The following is a 16031-nucleotide window of genomic DNA, read 5'->3' on the forward strand; positions in this document are numbered from 1 at the left end:
GAGTCTATGGGCGCGAGCCCTCGATCCCGGGAAGCCACGCGGGGGCCGCGGTGTGACGTCGTCCGGAGATCCGCTCAGTCGACGAGGACGGTCGCGAACGTGCCGACCTCGGTGAACCCGATGCGGTCGTACACCCCGCGGGCCGTCTCGTTGAAGCTGTTCACGTACAGGCTCGGGAGTCGTCCGTGGGCGGCGACCGCCTCGGCGACAGCCGCGGTGCCACCCAGGCCCAACCCCTCGCCGCGTCGTTCCGGCGAGACCCATACGCCTTGGATCTGACCGACGCGCCGGGACAGGGACCCGATCTCGGCCTTGAACACGACCTCGGGGCCGTCGAAACGCGCAAAGACACGGTGCGCCGAGATCAGCGACGCCAGCCGCCTGCGGTAGGAACGTCCTCCGTCGCCTGCCGTCGGGTCGACACCGACCTCACCGATGAACATGTCGATCGCAGCCGGCATGTAGGCGTCGAGATCGTCGAGGGTGACCAGGCGGACGGCCGGATCCGACGGGACCGCCGGAGCGCCGGACAGGACGAGCAGCGGCTGGACCGGACGCACCTCTCGCGCCGGACCCCAGACGGGTTCGATCTGCTGCCACATCGGCAACACCAGGTCGGCGCGGCCGACGATCGACGAACAGGCACGAGGCGCGGCGACCGCGCGGTCGGAGAAGTAGTCGAGGTCGTCGGGAGCGCCGATCAGCGGGATCAGGTTGGCACCGGAGAAGCACAACGAGGTCGAGGGATCCTGCGCGGTCCACAGTTCTCCGCCGAGCAGGCGCGGGTTGATGCCATGGGTCTCGAACCTCGCGGCGACCATGCACATGGCCACCGGGTCGGACGTGAGCACGCGTTCGACCGCAGCCGCATCACGCGCGCCGAGCGGTTTGTCGCCCAGTAGCTTCAGCACCACCGCTCCTCACTTCCCCACGGGGACTCGCGACAGCGCCCGGTCGGTTCGAGATGTGGAAGCTAGGAGACGGTGACCACGGGGGAACCGGCGTGCGTGCCGTCTCCAGTTTCCCCTGATTCCTCGGCGATCCGCAGCGCTTCTTCGATCAAGGTCTCCACGATCTGCGCTTCCGGCACGGTCTTGATGACCTCGCCTTTGACGAAGATCTGGCCCTTCCCGTTTCCGGAGGCGACACCGAGGTCGGCCTCGCGGGCCTCACCCGGTCCGTTGACCACGCAGCCCATGACGGCGACGCGTAGCGGGACCTCCATGCCCTCGAGGCCCGCGGTCACCTCGTCGGCCAGTTTGTAGACGTCCACCTGGGCGCGACCACACGACGGGCACGACACGATCTCGAGCTTGCGGGGACGCAGGTTGAGCGACTGCAGGATCTGGTCGCCGACCTTGATCTCCTCGGCCGGCGGCGCCGACAGCGACACGCGGATGGTGTCACCGATGCCCTCGCTCAGCAATGCGCCGAAGGCGACGGCCGACTTGATCGTGCCCTGGAACGCCGGGCCGGCCTCGGTGACGCCGAGGTGCAGCGGGTAGTCGCACTGCGCGGCCAGCTGACGGTAGGCCTCGACCATGATCACCGGGTCGTTGTGCTTGACCGAGATCTTGATGTCGCCGAAGCCGTGCTCCTCGAACAGGCCTGCCTCCCACAGCGCTGACTCGACGAGCGCCTCGGGCGTCGCCTTGCCGTATTTCTGCAGGATGCGCTTGTCCAGCGAGCCCGCGTTCACACCGATGCGGATCGGGATGCCCGCGTCGCCGGCGGCCTTCGCGACCTCTTTCACGCGGCCGTCGAATTCCTTGATGTTGCCCGGGTTCACGCGCACCGCGGCACACCCGGCGTCGATCGCGGCGAAGATGTACTTCGGCTGGAAGTGGATGTCGGCGATGACCGGGATCTTGGACTTCTTGGCGATGATCGGGAGCGCCTCGGCATCCTCGGGCCGGGGGCACGCCACGCGTACGATGTCGCAGCCCGAGGCGGTGAGCTCCGCGATCTGCTGCAGGGTCGCGTTGATGTCGTGGGTCTTGGTGGTCGTCATCGACTGCACCGAGATGGGGTGGTCACTGCCGACGCCGACCGAGCCGACGAACAGCTGCCGGGTCTTGCGGCGCGGGGCCAGCACCGGCGGGGGTCCGGCCGGCATGCCGAGTCCGATCGGCACGGCGTTGGCAGGAGTCGGGGCGTTCATCTCATTCACCTCTGTGATTCGGGTGTGGGTCTTCTCGGGCGTCTGGTGGGGATTCGTTGTGGGAGGTCACCACGGATTGATCGGGTTGATGATGTCGGCGGTGAGCGTGAGCACCATGAAGCCGGCCATCACCACCACCGCGGCGTAGGTGATCGGGAGCAGCTTGTAGTAGTCGACGGCGGCACCGGGTGCCCGGCCGAACCAGCGACGAACGGTGTCGCGGCCCTTCTCGTAGCCGACGATCGCCATGTGTCCGCCGTCGAGCGGCAGCAGCGGGACCAGGTTGAACAGGCCCAGGAAGAAGTTGATGCTGATCAGCAGCATCCAGAACATGTCCCACAGGCCGCGTTCGACCGCCTGCCCGCCGAGCACGGAGGCGCCGTAGACGCTGACCGGGGTGTCGAGCGCCCGCTCGCCACCGGTCACCGCGGTCCACAGTGCACCGATCTTGGTGGGCAGCGACAGCAGTGCGTTCCAGGTCTCCTTGATCAGGTCGCCGGTGAAGACGAAGGCCCCCGGGATCACGTCGAAGCCGTTGAAGTCCTTGATCGCCGGCGGGGCGTCGTAGGCGATACCGACCATGTTGTACGACACGGTCTCGGTGGTCCCGTCGGAGCGCTCGGCGGTGACGGTGACCGGTTCGGGAGTCATCGTCAGGTCGAGGCGTTCGCCGGCGCGGTCGACGGTCAGCACGACCGGTCCGGTCGATTCGCGGATGACGGGGGTGAGGTCGGAGGCCTTGCCCACGGGCTGTCCGTTGATGGCCACGATCTCGTCGCCGGGGCGCAGCCCCGCGGCTGCCGCTGGTCCGCCGCCGGTGCAGGGCGAGTTGGTCTGCTCGCCGTCGGCGATGGTGATCGTCGACGACACGCACTGGGTCTCGGCGACCTTCGCCGGGGTCGGCGGCGGGCTGAGGTCGGGCAGCCCGAAGGTGAGGCCGACGATGATGATCAGGACGAAACCGAGGATGAAGTTCTGCGCGGGACCGGCGAACAGCACGACGAGCCGTTTCCAGGCCTTCTGCTTGTACATCGCGCGGTCCTGCTCGTCGGCGGTGAGCTCCTCGTGCGGAGTCATGCCCGCGATGTCGCAGAAGCCGCCGAGCGGGATAGCCTTGAGTCCGTACTCGGTCTCGCCGCGGCGCGTCGACCAGATCGTCGGCCCGAAGCCGACGAAGTACCGACGCACCTTCATGCCGGTTGCCTGCGCGGCCCACATGTGACCGCACTCGTGCCAGGCGACCGACAGCAACAGTGCCACCGCGAAAAGCGTGACACCGATCGCGAAACTCACGTACTCACTCCATCCAGATCACGATGCGCACCGATCACGACGAGGCGGCGACCAGCTGAGCGGCGCGCTCCCGGGCCCACCGATCGGCGGCGAAGACCTCCTCCACAGTACCTGGCGCACCACGCCACTGATCCGCCTCGCCGAGCACCTCGCCGATGATCTCGACGATCCGCGGAAAACGGATCGCACCTGCGAAGAAGCCGTCGGCGGCCGCCTCGTTCGCGGCGTTGTACACCGCGGTGAGACTCCCGCCACCCCGTCCCGCGATCCGGGCGAGCTCGATCGCGGGGAAGACCCTGTCGTCGACCGGCTCGAACGTCCACGCCGAGGCGGTGGAGAAGTCGCACGCGGTGGACGAACCGGGGACGCGATCCGGCCAGCCCAGCGCCAGCGCGATGGGGAGTTTCATCGACGGCGGCGACGCCTTGGCGACGGTCGCGCCGTCGACGAAGGTCACCATCGAGTGCACGATCGACTGCGGGTGCACCGTGACGTCGATGTGGTCGTAGTCGACGTCGAAGAGCAGATGCGCCTCGATGACCTCCAGGGCCTTGTTGACCAGGGTCGCCGAGTTGAGGGTGATCATCGGACCCATCGACCAGGTGGGATGCTTACCGGCCTGCTCCGGGGTGACGTCCTCGAGCTGTTCCCGGGTCCAGCCGCGGAACGGTCCACCCGAGGCGGTGAGGACCAGCCGGTCCACCTCGGCGGCGGTTCCGGCCCGCAGGCACTGGGCGATCGCCGAGTGCTCGGAGTCGACGGGGACGATCTGACCGGGCGCCGCCGCGTCGAGGACCAGAGATCCCCCGGCGACGAGCGATTCCTTGTTGGCGAGGGCGAGTCGAGCACCGGTCCGGAGGGCGGCGAGCGAGGGCGCCAGGCCGATCGAACCCACCACGGCGTTCAGCACCACGTCGATCCCACCGTCGGCGGCGACCGCGTCGATCAGGTCGCACATGGCGTCGGCGCCCCCGAGGACCGGAGCTCCGAGTCGTTCGGCGAGCTCGGCGGCGCGCGCCCCGTCGGCGACGGCGAGCCGGGATGCAGGGACTCCGAAGGCCGCGGCCTGTTCGGCCAGCCGGTCGAGGTTCCCGCCGCCCGCGCCGAGACCGGCGACCTCGAAGCGGTCGGGATGTTCGGCGATCACCTCGAGCGCCTGAACGCCGATGGAGCCGGTCGAACCGAGGATCAACACACGTGTGGGCACGGATCCATTGTGTCAGCCGGCCGGATGCACCTTCCGCCAGTGCTCCGCGATCTCGATCCGCCGGGTGATCCACACGTCGTCGTGGGACTGGATGTGGTCGAGGAACCGCTCGAGGGCCGCGAGCCTGGCCGGTCGCCCGACGAGCCGGCAGTGCAGTCCGACGGACAGCATCTTCGGCGCCCCCTCGACGCCCTCGCGGTAGAGCACATCGAAGGCGTCGCGCAGGTGCGCGAAGAACTGCTCCCCCGACGGGAAGCCGCCGGGCGAGGAGAATTTCATGTCGTTGGTGTCGAGGGTGTAGGGCACGACGAGGTGATCGACCAGTTCGTCGCCGCGTGGGACCTTCACCCAGTACGGCAGATCGTCTGCGTAACTGTCGGAATCGTAGATGAATCCGCCCTGTTCGACGACGAGTCGGCGCGTGTTGGGTGAGTCCCGGCCGGTGTACCAGCCGCGCGGGCGTTCACCGGTGATCTCGGTGAGCAGTTCGATCCCCGCGCGCATGTGATCGCGCTCGACCTCGGGGTCGATCAGCTGATAGTTGAGCCACCGGTAACCGTGGCAGGCGATCTCGTGACCGCGTTCGACGAAGGCCGCTGCCACCTCGGGGTTGCGGGCCATCGCCTGGGAGACCGCGAAGATCGTCAGCGGCAGTCCGCGGCGATCGAAGGCGCGCAGGACCCGCCACACCCCGGCCCGCGAGCCGTACTCGTACATGCTCTCCATGCTCATGTGCCGGTTCGGGAACGGCTGTGCGCCGACCATCTCCGACAGGAAGGTCTCGCTGCCGCGGTCGTTCTCGAGCACGTTGTTCTCGCCACCCTCCTCGTAGTTGAGGACGAACTGGACGGCGATCTTGGCGTTCCCGGGCCACTGCGGATCCGGTGGCGTCGCACCGTATCCGACCATGTCGCGGGGATAGGCCTCGGCGCGGTGGTCGGCCAGGGAACGGCCCGCACTGGGGCCGGCGCGGAACTCGGACGGAGACATGTGCCGCATTCTGTCACCGAATCACCCACCGGGCTGGGTCGTCGAGATCACTGTGCCGCTATGCTGATCGAGAACTACTACCGTTCGTCAGACTTCTGACGACCCGCGCTGTGAGGAGTGGCTGTGGCAAGCACCGATGTGGAGCACACTGGCGGACACGCCGACGTCATCGACACCGGCTGGCGTCGTGAGCCCGCCGATGCACCGTCGGCTCGTTTCGGCTGGTTCGGATCGGCGACGAAGACGTTCTACGGCGCGGCCATCTTCTTCGCGGCCTTCCTGCTGCTCATGATGATCGGCAACCACACCGGTCACGTCGAGGACCTCTGGCTCATCGCCTTCGCCGTCGGCGTCCTGTACTTCGCGGTGCGCGGCTGGTGGATGAACCGCGGCAAGTGGTCGTGAAACACCACTGAGACTTTCGAAAAACGCTGAACGGCCAAGCCGTTCAGCGTTTTTCGTGTCTGCGTCTTTCGTTTTCCCGGAGCCCGCGCGCTCTATCGTTCTTCGGCGGCGAGCTGGCCGCAGGCCGCGGCGATCTCCTGGCCGCGGGTGTCGCGGACGGTGCAGGACACGCCCTGTTCGCGGACGCGGCGGACGAATTCCCGTTCCACCGGCTTGGGGCTGGCATCCCACTCCGAGCCGGGGGTCGGGTTGAGCGGGATGAGGTTCACGTGCACGAGTGACCCGAGGGCCTTGTGCAACTTCTTCCCCAGCATGTCCGCGCGCCAGGGCTGGTCGTTGACGTCGCGGATCAGCGCGTACTCGATGGAGACACGGCGTCCGGTGGTGTCGGCGTAGTAGCGCGCGGCCTCCAGGACCTCGGCCACCGACCAGCGGTTGTTGACGGGCACGAGGGTGTCGCGCAGCTCGTCGTCAGGCGTATGCAGCGACACCGCGAGCGTTACCGCCAGACCCTCGTCGGCGAGGCGCCGGATCGACGGTGCGAGACCGACGGTCGAGACGGTCACCGACCGGGCCGAGATCCCGAGGCCGTCGGGTGCCGGTGAGGTGATCTGACGGACAGCACTGACGACGCGCTTGTAGTTGGCGAGCGGCTCCCCCATGCCCATGAAGACGACGTTCGACAGGCGTCCCGGCTCGCCGAGTTCCCCGTCCCGCAGCGCGCGCGCGGCCGCCCGCACCTGGTCGACGATCTCGGCGGTCGACAGGTTGCGGTCGAGGCCGCCCTGTCCGGTGGCACAGAACGGGCAGGCCATGCCGCAGCCGGCCTGACTGGAGATACAGAGTGTGTTGCGCTCGGTGTAGCGCATGAGCACGCTCTCGAGCAGAGTGCCGTCGTGCAGGCGCCACAGGGTCTTACGGGTCGAGTCGTCGTCGCACGAGATGTGCCGCACCGGCGTGAGGAGCTGCGGGAAGAGCTTCTCGCGCACGGCGTCGCGGGAGGCGGCGGGCAGATCGGTCATCTCCTCGACGTCGCCGTTCAGACGCGCGTAGTACTGACGGGCCAGCTGGTTGGCCCGGAACTTCGGGAGACCCAATTCAGCCAGCGCCGCGACGCGTCCGGCGGCGTCGAGGTCGGCGAAGTGTGTCGGCGGCAGCCCGCGTTTGGGCGCGTCGAACACCAGCGGTAATGAGGTCATTGGGCCATTGTCGCATGTCATGATGAACCCATGACCACACCCGATCGCCGACGAAGCGGAAATCCGGTCCCCCAGTGGGGTTCGCAGGGCGAGCCCGGCACCGCGCCCGCCGGTGAACCCACACCCGAGACCCCGCCGCCGGCGGCAGACGACCACGACGCCGTACTCGCCGAGCGGGACCGCCTGCGGCGGACGGTCGCCGACGTCGAGCACACCCGTACGCGCGCGACGTGGTTCGGCGTGGTCATCGGGGCGATCATCCTGGTCCTGCTGCTGGTGTTCATCGTGCAGAACTTGGAGAGTCAGCGGATCGAGCTGATCTTCTGGGAGGTCAACCTCCCGCTCGGGGTCAGCCTGCTGATCGCCGCGATCGCGGGTGCGCTGATCGTTGCCCTCATCGGCGGCCTGCGCATGTTGCAGTTGCGTCGGGCGCTCAAGAAAGCCGCGCCGTAGGCGAATCGCTCAGAGCAGCGCCGTCAGCACCGCCCACACCACGAACGCCGAAGGCAGGAGGCTGTCGAGGCGATCCATGATGCCGCCGTGGCCCGGCAGCAGTGTGCCCATGTCCTTGACCCCGAGATCGCGCTTGACCTGCGACTCCACCAGGTCGCCGAGCGTTGCGCACACCACCAGCACCGGCCCGAGGATCAGGCCGATCCACCAGTGGCTGCCGATCAGGAACGTGATGCAGCCGACCGCACCGATCGTGCCGACGAGGAGCGAGCCGACGAGGCCTTCCCACGACTTCTTGGGGCTGATGGCCGGCGCCATCGGGTGCTTGCCGAACAGCACGCCGGCGGCGTATCCGCCGACGTCGGAGCAGACCACGACCACCATGAGGGTCGCGACGCGGGCCGCACCGTCATCTTGTGTGACGAGGTGGACACCGAAGGAGGCCAGCAGCGGCAGCCAGGCCAGCACGAACACCGTGAGGGCGAGGTCGGTGAGGTAGTTCTCCGGCGCGTTGGAGATGCCCTGGGCGAGCAGCTTCCACACCATCGACACCAGGACGGTCGCGACGAACGCGACCAGCACGCCGGTGGGCCCGTACGGCCAGCTGACCCAGATGATGGCCTGACCGCCGATGAGCAGCGGCCAGAACGCGACGTTGTATCCCGCGGTCTGGAGCCGCTTGGTGACCTCCCAGGTCGCGATCGCGAACGCGACGGCGACGAGGACGTACCACAGCATCGGCGCGAACAGCAGGATCAGGATGATGCTGACGCCGAGCGTGCCTCCGACCGCGATGGCGGCCGGGAGGTCACGACCTGCCCGTGACTTCTTCTCCGGGCCGGTCTTGTTCTCAGGGTCGGATGCCTTCTCGCTCACACCTCGAGCAATTCGTCTTCTTTGTGCTTCACCAGGTCGTCGATCTGATGCACATAGGTGGCCGTGGTCTTGTCGAGTTCCTTCTCGGCACGGGTGACCTCGTCCTCGCCCGCCTCGCCGTCCTTCTGGATGCGCTTGAGCTCGTCGGCGGCCTTGCGGCGCACGTTGCGGATGGCGACCTTCGCGTCCTCGCCCTTGCCCTTGGCCTGCTTCACCAGCTCGCGACGACGCTCCTCGGTGAGCTGTGGGATGGCGATGCGGATGATCGTGCCGTCGTTGGTCGGGTTCACGCCGAGATCGGAGTTGCGGATGGCGGTCTCGATGTCACGGAGCGTCGACGCCTCGTACGGCTTGATAACGACCAGGCGCGGCTCGGGCGTGTTGATCGACGCGACCTGCGTCACCGGGGTCATCGCGCCGTAGTACTCGATGTTGATCTTGTTGAACATGGCCGGGTTCGCACGCCCGGTGCGGATGGAGCCCATGTCCTCCTTGGCGACGTTGACCGCCTTCTCCATCTTCTCCTCGGCGTCGAGCAACGCGTCGTCGATCATCTTCGTCCTTGTTCCGTTCGGTAGGGCCTTGGCAGGCCGTGTTCTCGTGCGGGGCCGTGTTCTCGTGCGGTCCGCTGGGGCTGCTAGGTGCTGACCAGCGTGCCGATCCGGTCACCGGCCACCGCCCTGGCGATGTTGCCCTGTTGGAGCAAATTGAACACCAGGATCGGCATCTTGTTGTCCATACACAGACTGAAGGCGGTCGCGTCGGCGACCTTGAGCTCCTTGTCGAGGACCTCGCGGTGGGTGATCTCGGTGAACATTTTGGCGTCCGGATCGGTGCGCGGATCGGCGTCGTAGACACCGTCCACGGCCTTGGCCATGAGGACCACCTCGGCCTTGATCTCCAGCGCGCGCTGGGCCGCGGTGGTGTCGGTGGAGAAGTACGGCATACCCATGCCGGCGCCGAAGATGACCACGCGCCCCTTCTCGAGGTGACGCTGGGCGCGGAGCGGCAGGTACGGCTCGGCGACCTGGCCCATGGTGATGGCGGTCTGCACACGGGTACTGACGCCGCGCTTTTCCAGGAAGTCTTGCAGAGCAAGACAATTCATCACGGTGCCGAGCATGCCCATGTAGTCCGAGCGGCTGCGGTCGAGGCCGCGCTGCTGGAGTTCGGCGCCGCGGAAGAAGTTGCCGCCGCCGATGACGACGGCCACCTGCACACCGGAGTTGACGACGTCGGCGATCTGATCGGCCACGGTCGCCACGACGTCCGGGTCCAGACCGACCTCTCCCCCGCCGAACATCTCACCGCCCAGCTTCAACAGGACTCGTTTGAATCCAGGACGCTCGGCCTTCTTGAGATCGGATGGGGTGGGATCGGGCGCTTCGCTCATTCGCTTCCTCACTCGTCGGTTCGGTGGACCATGTTACGTCCTCACCGAACGCGACTCGCGACACGCGTACTCCTCGGCCCGGGCCGGTACCGGAAACGTCTCCACACACCGGTAGCCGTCGTCTTCGGACAGGAACTGGGTCAGCGGAGCCTGCGAGTCCTCGATCCCGAGACGTTCGAGCAGGGTGGCGACGATCTGGCGTGCCACCGGACCGAGCTCCGCCAGCGGCCGACTCCGCAGCTCGCGAACCCCCAGATCGGCCTGACCGACGCCATCGATCCCGAGCTCCGCGACGGTGTCGAGGAGAATGCCGATCTCGACGCCGTGACCGGGTGCGAACGGGATCGACCTGAGCAGATCCCGGGTCCCGGCGAGGTCACTGCCGATCGGCGCGATGATCGACGCGAGTTCCGGAGACAGCGACGCGACCAGAGGACGCACCAGCAACTCGGTGACACGACCGCCGCCGGCCGGATCCCGGTGGTACCCCTTGACCAGTTGCACGCCCGGTGCGGTGAGCAGCGGGCCGAGCAATCGGGAGACATCGGCCGGGTCAGGGTCCACGACATCACCGTCGAGGAAGACGACGAGATCGCCGCCGGTGGCCGCGAGCGCGCGCCACAGCACGTCTCCCCGGTCCTCCCACGGCCCCGAATCGGCGACGACGATCTCGTCCACGAGTGTCCCGACGAGCGGGGCGACGGAGTCGACGACGGCGGCCGCGGCCACCTCCCCGTGGAACGCGGGGATCACCACCGAGACGGTGCGGCCGCCCTTTCGTCCGACGAGTTCGTCGGGGGTCACCCGGCGAGTGCCGCGCGGAACTGGGGCCAGGCGCGGTGCAGCTCGTCCTGCCAGTACGGCCACGAGTGGGTGCCGCCCTCGTACAGGTGGAAGGTCGCCGGCACCCCGACCTCGCGCATCCGGCGCTGCAGGTTGCGGGGGCACTCGGCCGTCGCGGTCTCGATCACCGCGCCCACGGCGAGTTGGTCGAAGAGCTTGGAACCGTTCCCGTCGATGCCCGGCCCGTCGATCGTGTCGTAGCGCCCCGGCGCACCGGAACCATTGGACACATAGATCGATTTCCCCCGGAACGACTCCGCATGCACGTAGGGGTCGTTGGCGCGCCAGGCCGGACTCGTCGGCGGCCCCCACATGTTGAGGGTGTTCCCGTGGCCACGACCCTCGACGACCATGCGCACCACGGCCTGACCCAGCGGGTCACTCGTCTGGGCGCATCCGCTGAACGACCCGAGCGCCTCGTACAGTTTCGGCGCGTGCAGAGCGAGCTGGAAGACGGAAGTGCCCGCCATCGAGATCCCGGCGACCGCGTTGCGGCCGTTGCCGCCGAGACGACGGTCGATCACCGCAGGCAGTTCCGAGGTGAGAAACGTGGCCCATTTTTGCACCCCCAGTACGGGATCCGGGTGCTGCCAGTCGGTGAAGTAGCTCGCGGCGCCACCCATGGGGACGACGACGTTGACGTTCTGATCGGCGAAGTAAGTCCGGATGTCGGTGCGGTCGAACCAACTGCTACCACCGTCACCGCCCGCGGCCCCGTTCAACAGGTACAGCGTCGGCGCCGGCCGATTCCCCTTCGCCGGAAGAACTTTCACGGTCATCGTCTTCCGCATGGCCGTTGACCGCACCGCCAGGTCGATCTCGCCCGCAGGCTGCGCGCGCTCCGCGACGATCGACGCCGGATTCGGTTCCGCCCCAGCGTGACCCGACACACCGGCCACCATCGCCAGCACCGACAGCGCGACCAACCCCACTGTGCCCACGACGCGGCGACAGTTCACGCCGGCCAGACCCTGTTCGTTCATCCACTCCGCTTTCCCAAAGAACCACGACCGATGCGATCCGCATCACATCGATGCGGAGGCAGTCTGCCGGACAAAAACAGCGGTGTCCACTGCGGTCAAATGTCCAAGAACCCGGACTTCCCGGTACAAACAGACACATTTCGCCAAAATTGTTCCACTGAACCGAAATTCAGGTACCGTCCGTGCGATCGTCGGAACTAGTCACTCGACCGAACGACAACATCTGTAATCGAATATGTTCACCCGGAAGCAAATCCCCTTCAGCAAAGAGGTGGTCACACCATGATTAAATTCGGACTGATCGAGGAGTGGGACCCACGCCCCGGTCACCTGACGAGTTGGGTGGCCTCACTCGCGTCGGTCACCGCTGCCGGGCATGCACCCGCCCACCCCGTCCCCGCCTCCCACCAGCAGGAGGAATACCTGAAGGTTGCGTGGCGCAACGAATCTGCGGGCTTCCGGTTCGCTCGTCTGTGCCTCATGGCCTTCGACGTGAACGCCCCGCTGGACGTGACTGCGATGACCACTGCGGTCAACCAGTTCGTCCGGCGTCACGACAGTTTCCGTTCGTGGTTCTCGATGGAGGACGACGGTTCGGTGGTCCGGCATCTCGTGCCGACCGAGCACATCGAGATGGTGCCGGTCGATCACGGTGATCTCGACGCCGAACGTCTGTGCACGCTCGTACAAGAAGAGACCTCCGGACCGTTCAACTGGGACTGCTTCACCTTCGGTGCGATCGAATGGAACGGCGGTTTCACGATCTACGCGGCCGTCGACCATCTCAACACCGACGGCATCTCGCAGGCATCCACCTGCCTGGAGCTCATGACGCTCTACATGAACGCCGCATTCGATGCCGGCGCCGAACTCCCGCCGGTGGGAAGCTATATCGACTACTGCGCCCGGGAACGGGCCATCTCGCGGGAACTCACCCGTCGTTCGCCGCACGTCGAACGGTGGATAGACCTGGTCCGGGCCAACGGAGGCCGGCTGCCGAGCTTCCCGCTACCCCTCGGCACCGACAACGTCGAGGGGTACACGCGGAGTGCCCTGCTGAACGCGACGGTGTTCAGCGAGAACGCCGCCCAGCGCTTCGAGGACGTCTGTCGCGAACTGGGCTCCAACGTGATCGCCGGGATCATGGCCACCGCCGCCCTCGTGCATGCCGAATTCACCGGCCGGAGCGACTATTTCGGCATGACCCCGAAGAGTACCCGCTCCGGCGCCGAGGAGATGAACTCGGTCGGCTGGTTCACCAGTCTCATCCCGGTTCCGCTGACGGTCGACGACACGACCTCGTTCCGGAGCCTCGCACCGCAGGCCGCACGCAGCTACGCCGCCGGAAAAGAACTGACCGACATCTCATTTCACCGGGTACTGCAGCTCGCCGAACCCGAGGACGGGCTCGACGTCAAACCGGGCTGGTCGGTGCCGATGGTCTCCTACGTCGATGTGCGCAAGTTGCCGGGCGTGGAGATCTTCGAGGCAGGGAACGGTTGCCTCTTCGGCAACCGCGGGAGCAGCGAGGAGGTCTACATGTGGGTGAACCGATTCCCCACCACCACCTCGATCACGTTCCTCTACCCGAACACCGAGATCGCACGGGAATCGGTGCAGCGCTATGTCGAACGGTTCGTCGAGGTGATCAGCGCGGTGGCCGACCAGGGTGATTATCGACCGTCGTTGCCCGCACTCACATCGTGAACGCCCGCCCGGCCTGGCTGGCCCTCGCCGGGTGCCTGCTCGGCGTGTTCATGCAGATGCTGGACACGACGATCGTCAACATCGCGCTGCCCGAACTCACCGTCGACCTCGGTGCATCGACCTCACAGCAACTCCTGGTGCTCACGGTGTACACGCTGTCGTTCGCGTGCACTCTGCTCACCGCGGCCACCTTGGGCGGCCGGTACGGGCGTCGACGACTGTTCGTGATCGCGATGGTCGCGTTCACCGCCACCTCCGTGTTGTGCGGTCTCGCAACGGATCCGGTGATGCTCATCGTGTTCCGGGGTGCGCAGGGTGTCAGTGCGGCCTTGATGTCGGCCCAGACGCTGGCCCTCATCGCCGCCTTGTTCACCAGAGATCGCCACGGGCTGGTCTTCGGGATCTACGGTGCGGTAGCGGGACTCGCCGCGATCCTCGGTCCCGTCGTCGGCGGTTTGCTGGTGCACGCCGACATCGCCGGATGGGGTTGGCGCGCCATCTTCTTCGTCAACCTCCCGCTCGGCGTGCTCGCCTGCGTACTGGCGTGGCGTCGCCTCCCGGCCGCGCTCGATCCCGAGCCGGACCGGCCGGACATCGTCGGCATGGTGCTCTCGGCCTCCGCGCTGTTCCTGCTGTTGTACCCGCTGGCGGTGGGCCGGGAACAGCAATGGCCGGCGCGGCTGTGGATCATGCTCGCTGTCGCCGGCATCCTGTCGGTCGTCTTCGTCTGGCAACAGAAACGTCGTGCCGCGCAGGGCGGGACTCCGCTGCTGCGCATGACTCTCTTCTCCTCGCGCCGGTTCGCAGCCGGACTCGCCATGTCGCTGTTGTTCTTCAGCGTCTTCGCGGGATTCTTCTTCACCGTGTCGATCTCGGCGCAGTTCGGTCTCGGGTACTCGGCACTGGAGACCGGCCTACTCGCTCTGCCGTTCGCCGGCGGGGCGGCCGTGGGGTCGGTCGCGTCGCCGTGGGCGGTCGCCCGTGTGGGCGCGCGCCGGGTTCTGCTCGGCGGTGTGGTCACCGTCGGGGTGGCGTTCGCATGGATCGCGCTGACACTCGACCCGGCGTCGGAAATCCTTCCGGTGAGCGCGATCCTGGCTCCCCTGGTCCTCGGCGGGGTGGGCACGGGACTGTTCGTCGCGCCCCTGCAGGCGGTCATCCTCTCCGACTCCTCGCCGGAGACGGTCGGGTCTGCCAGCGGCACGATTCCCACCGTGCAGCAGATCGGGGCGTCGATCGGATTGGCGCTGGTGACCATGTTCTTCTTCGGTCAGGTGGCCGGCCAGACCGACACCAGCGTGCCCGCGGTGCGCGCCGAACTCACTGTCGCACTGGAGGATTCGCCGGTCGACTCGATGTTCCGGCCGATCGTCGTCGACCGGTTCGCCTGGTGTGCGTCGCAACAGCTCACCTCACCGCATCCGGAACGACCGGCCCCGGGATGCGCCGGTACCCAGACGAACAGTGCGGTCGCGGCGATCGCCGCCGAGGCGCAGCCCTACACGCAGGAGGCCGCGCGGGCCGTCACCGCCCGCACCTTTCTGGGGTGCGTTCCGGACGACGCTGTGGGTTCTGGCCGCACTTGCGATCGGCATCGGCAGTCTGACACTCGTGTTGCGGCGCAACGACAACCGCCCCGCCTCCACGATGGGAGACGGGGCGGTCGAGTCGTCGTCCGGGGAGACCCCGGAGGCGATCAGGCCTGTCCGACCTCGAAGCGGGTGAAGCCGTTGACGGTCACACCTGCCTCGTCGAGCAGAGCCTTGACGGTCTTCTTCGAATCCTGGACCGACGGCTGGTCGAGCAGCACGACGTCCTTGTAGAAGCCGTTGACGCGACCCTCCACGATCTTGGGCAGAGCCTGCTCCGGCTTGCCCTCCTCCTTGGCGGTCTGCTCGGCGATACGACGCTCGTTCTCGACGACGTCCGCGGGGACCTCTTCGCGCGTGGCGTACTTGGCCTTGAGAGCTGCGACCTGCATGGCGGCGCCGCGAGCGGCCTCTTCGGCACCCTCGCCCTCACCGGTGTAGGACACCAGCACGCCGACGGCGGGCGGGAGGTCCGAAGCACGCTTGTGCAGATACACGGCGACCGGGCCGTCGTAGAAGACGACGCGACGGAGCTCGAGCTTCTCGCCGATCTTGGCCGAGAGCGCGGCGATGGCCTCGTCGACCGTGCCACTGCCGAGAGCAGCCTTCTTCAGCTCCTCGACGTCGTTGGTCTTGGCCTCGGCGGCCGCGGTGACGATGTCATCGGCGAGCTTCTGGAACTCGTCGTTCTTGGCGACGAAGTCGGTCTCGGAGTTGATCTCGATCAGGGCGCCGCCCTTGGCGGCGACCAGGCCCTCGGCGGTGGAGCGCTCAGCGCGCTTGCCCACGTCTTTGGCGCCCTTGATGCGCAGCTCCTCGACGGCCTTGTCGAAATCACCGTCGTTGTTGGCCAGCGCGTTCTTGCAGTCCAGCATTCCAGAACCGGTGAGTTCGCGAAGTCGCTTCACATCGGCTGCGGTGTAGTTCGCCAT

15 protein-coding genes and 1 pseudogene are annotated in these 16031 nt (G+C 67.2%); 4 read left to right on the plus strand and 12 right to left on the minus strand.

The annotated features are described in order from the left end of the window. Positions 1-74 precede the first annotated feature (74 nt). From RVF83_RS20395 to puuE, 5 genes are all read right to left on the minus strand, one after another. Positions 75-911, minus strand: coding sequence for a GNAT family N-acetyltransferase (locus RVF83_RS20395; protein ID WP_039880572.1), 837 nt, complete (start codon positions 909-911; stop codon positions 75-77). Between the two features lie 62 nt (positions 912-973). After that, positions 974-2161: a flavodoxin-dependent (E)-4-hydroxy-3-methylbut-2-enyl-diphosphate synthase gene (ispG, locus tag RVF83_RS20400; protein ID WP_005199005.1), complete on the minus strand. Its 1188-nt coding sequence runs from the start codon at positions 2159-2161 to the stop codon at positions 974-976. A 66-nt stretch (positions 2162-2227) separates the two neighbouring features. Beyond that, a complete protein-coding gene (locus tag RVF83_RS20405) occupies positions 2228-3454 on the minus strand; it encodes a M50 family metallopeptidase (RefSeq protein ID WP_005199004.1) in 1227 nt (408 codons plus the stop codon). 34 nt (positions 3455-3488) lie between these two features. Beyond that, the gene (gene dxr / locus RVF83_RS20410; protein WP_005199003.1) at positions 3489-4661 is read right to left on the minus strand and encodes a 1-deoxy-D-xylulose-5-phosphate reductoisomerase; all 1173 of its coding nucleotides are present in this window, start codon (positions 4659-4661) and stop codon (positions 3489-3491) included. A gap of 12 nt (positions 4662-4673) precedes the next feature. Further along, positions 4674-5660, minus strand: a complete 987-nt coding sequence (gene puuE / locus RVF83_RS20415) for an allantoinase PuuE (protein WP_051989296.1) — start codon at positions 5658-5660, stop codon at positions 4674-4676. Positions 5661-5774: 114 nt separating this feature from the next. Between puuE and RVF83_RS20420 the strand changes: the two genes are divergently transcribed. Further along, entirely contained in the window at positions 5775-6056 is a 282-nt protein-coding gene (locus RVF83_RS20420) for a DUF2631 domain-containing protein (RefSeq protein ID WP_005199001.1), read from the plus strand. A gap of 92 nt (positions 6057-6148) precedes the next feature. On the opposite strand, the gene rlmN is transcribed toward RVF83_RS20420, so the two are convergent. Next, the gene (gene rlmN, locus RVF83_RS20425) at positions 6149-7255 is read right to left on the minus strand and encodes a 23S rRNA (adenine(2503)-C(2))-methyltransferase RlmN (protein WP_039880529.1); all 1107 of its coding nucleotides are present in this window, start codon (positions 7253-7255) and stop codon (positions 6149-6151) included. Between the two features lie 30 nt (positions 7256-7285). On the opposite strand from rlmN, the gene RVF83_RS20430 reads away from it, so the two are divergent. Then, a complete protein-coding gene (locus RVF83_RS20430) occupies positions 7286-7708 on the plus strand; it encodes a LapA family protein (protein WP_005198999.1) in 423 nt (140 codons plus the stop codon). Between the two features lie 9 nt (positions 7709-7717). Here the strand turns inward: RVF83_RS20430 and RVF83_RS20435 are convergent, their stop codons facing one another. The 5 genes from RVF83_RS20435 to RVF83_RS20455 all read right to left on the minus strand — a co-directional run bounded on the left by RVF83_RS20435 (position 7718) and on the right by RVF83_RS20455 (position 11803). Beyond that, positions 7718-8584, minus strand: coding sequence for a phosphatidate cytidylyltransferase (locus RVF83_RS20435; RefSeq protein WP_005198998.1), 867 nt, complete (start codon positions 8582-8584; stop codon positions 7718-7720). Then, complete coding sequence (gene frr / locus RVF83_RS20440) at positions 8581-9138, minus strand: ribosome recycling factor (protein ID WP_005198997.1); 558 nt, start codon at positions 9136-9138, stop codon at positions 8581-8583. Before frr ends, RVF83_RS20435 begins: the two co-directional genes overlap by 4 nt. Before the next feature lie 83 nt (positions 9139-9221). Beyond that, the gene (gene pyrH, locus RVF83_RS20445; RefSeq protein WP_005198996.1) at positions 9222-9977 is read right to left on the minus strand and encodes a UMP kinase; all 756 of its coding nucleotides are present in this window, start codon (positions 9975-9977) and stop codon (positions 9222-9224) included. A 33-nt stretch (positions 9978-10010) separates the two neighbouring features. Continuing rightward, positions 10011-10781, minus strand: a complete 771-nt coding sequence (locus tag RVF83_RS20450; RefSeq protein WP_005198995.1) for a hypothetical protein — start codon at positions 10779-10781, stop codon at positions 10011-10013. Continuing rightward, on the minus strand, positions 10778-11803 hold the full coding sequence (locus tag RVF83_RS20455; protein ID WP_005198994.1) for an alpha/beta hydrolase: 1026 nt from the start codon (positions 11801-11803) through the stop codon (positions 10778-10780). The genes RVF83_RS20450 and RVF83_RS20455 overlap by 4 nt, the downstream gene beginning before the upstream one ends. 282 nt (positions 11804-12085) lie before the next feature. Between RVF83_RS20455 and RVF83_RS20460 the strand changes: the two genes are divergently transcribed. Continuing rightward, complete coding sequence (locus RVF83_RS20460; protein WP_005198993.1) at positions 12086-13510, plus strand: condensation domain-containing protein; 1425 nt, start codon at positions 12086-12088, stop codon at positions 13508-13510. Positions 13511-13560: 50 nt separating this feature from the next. Next, positions 13561-15235: pseudogene (locus RVF83_RS20465) on the plus strand (MFS transporter). Here the strand turns inward: RVF83_RS20465 and tsf are convergent. Then, entirely contained in the window at positions 15207-16031 is an 825-nt protein-coding gene (tsf, locus tag RVF83_RS20470; protein WP_005198991.1) for a translation elongation factor Ts, read from the minus strand. The pseudogene RVF83_RS20465 and the gene tsf sit on opposite strands and share 29 nt — an antisense overlap.

It is taken from the genome of Gordonia rubripertincta, from assembly GCF_038024875.1.
GTDB classification, from domain to species: domain Bacteria; phylum Actinomycetota; class Actinomycetes; order Mycobacteriales; family Mycobacteriaceae; genus Gordonia; species Gordonia rubripertincta.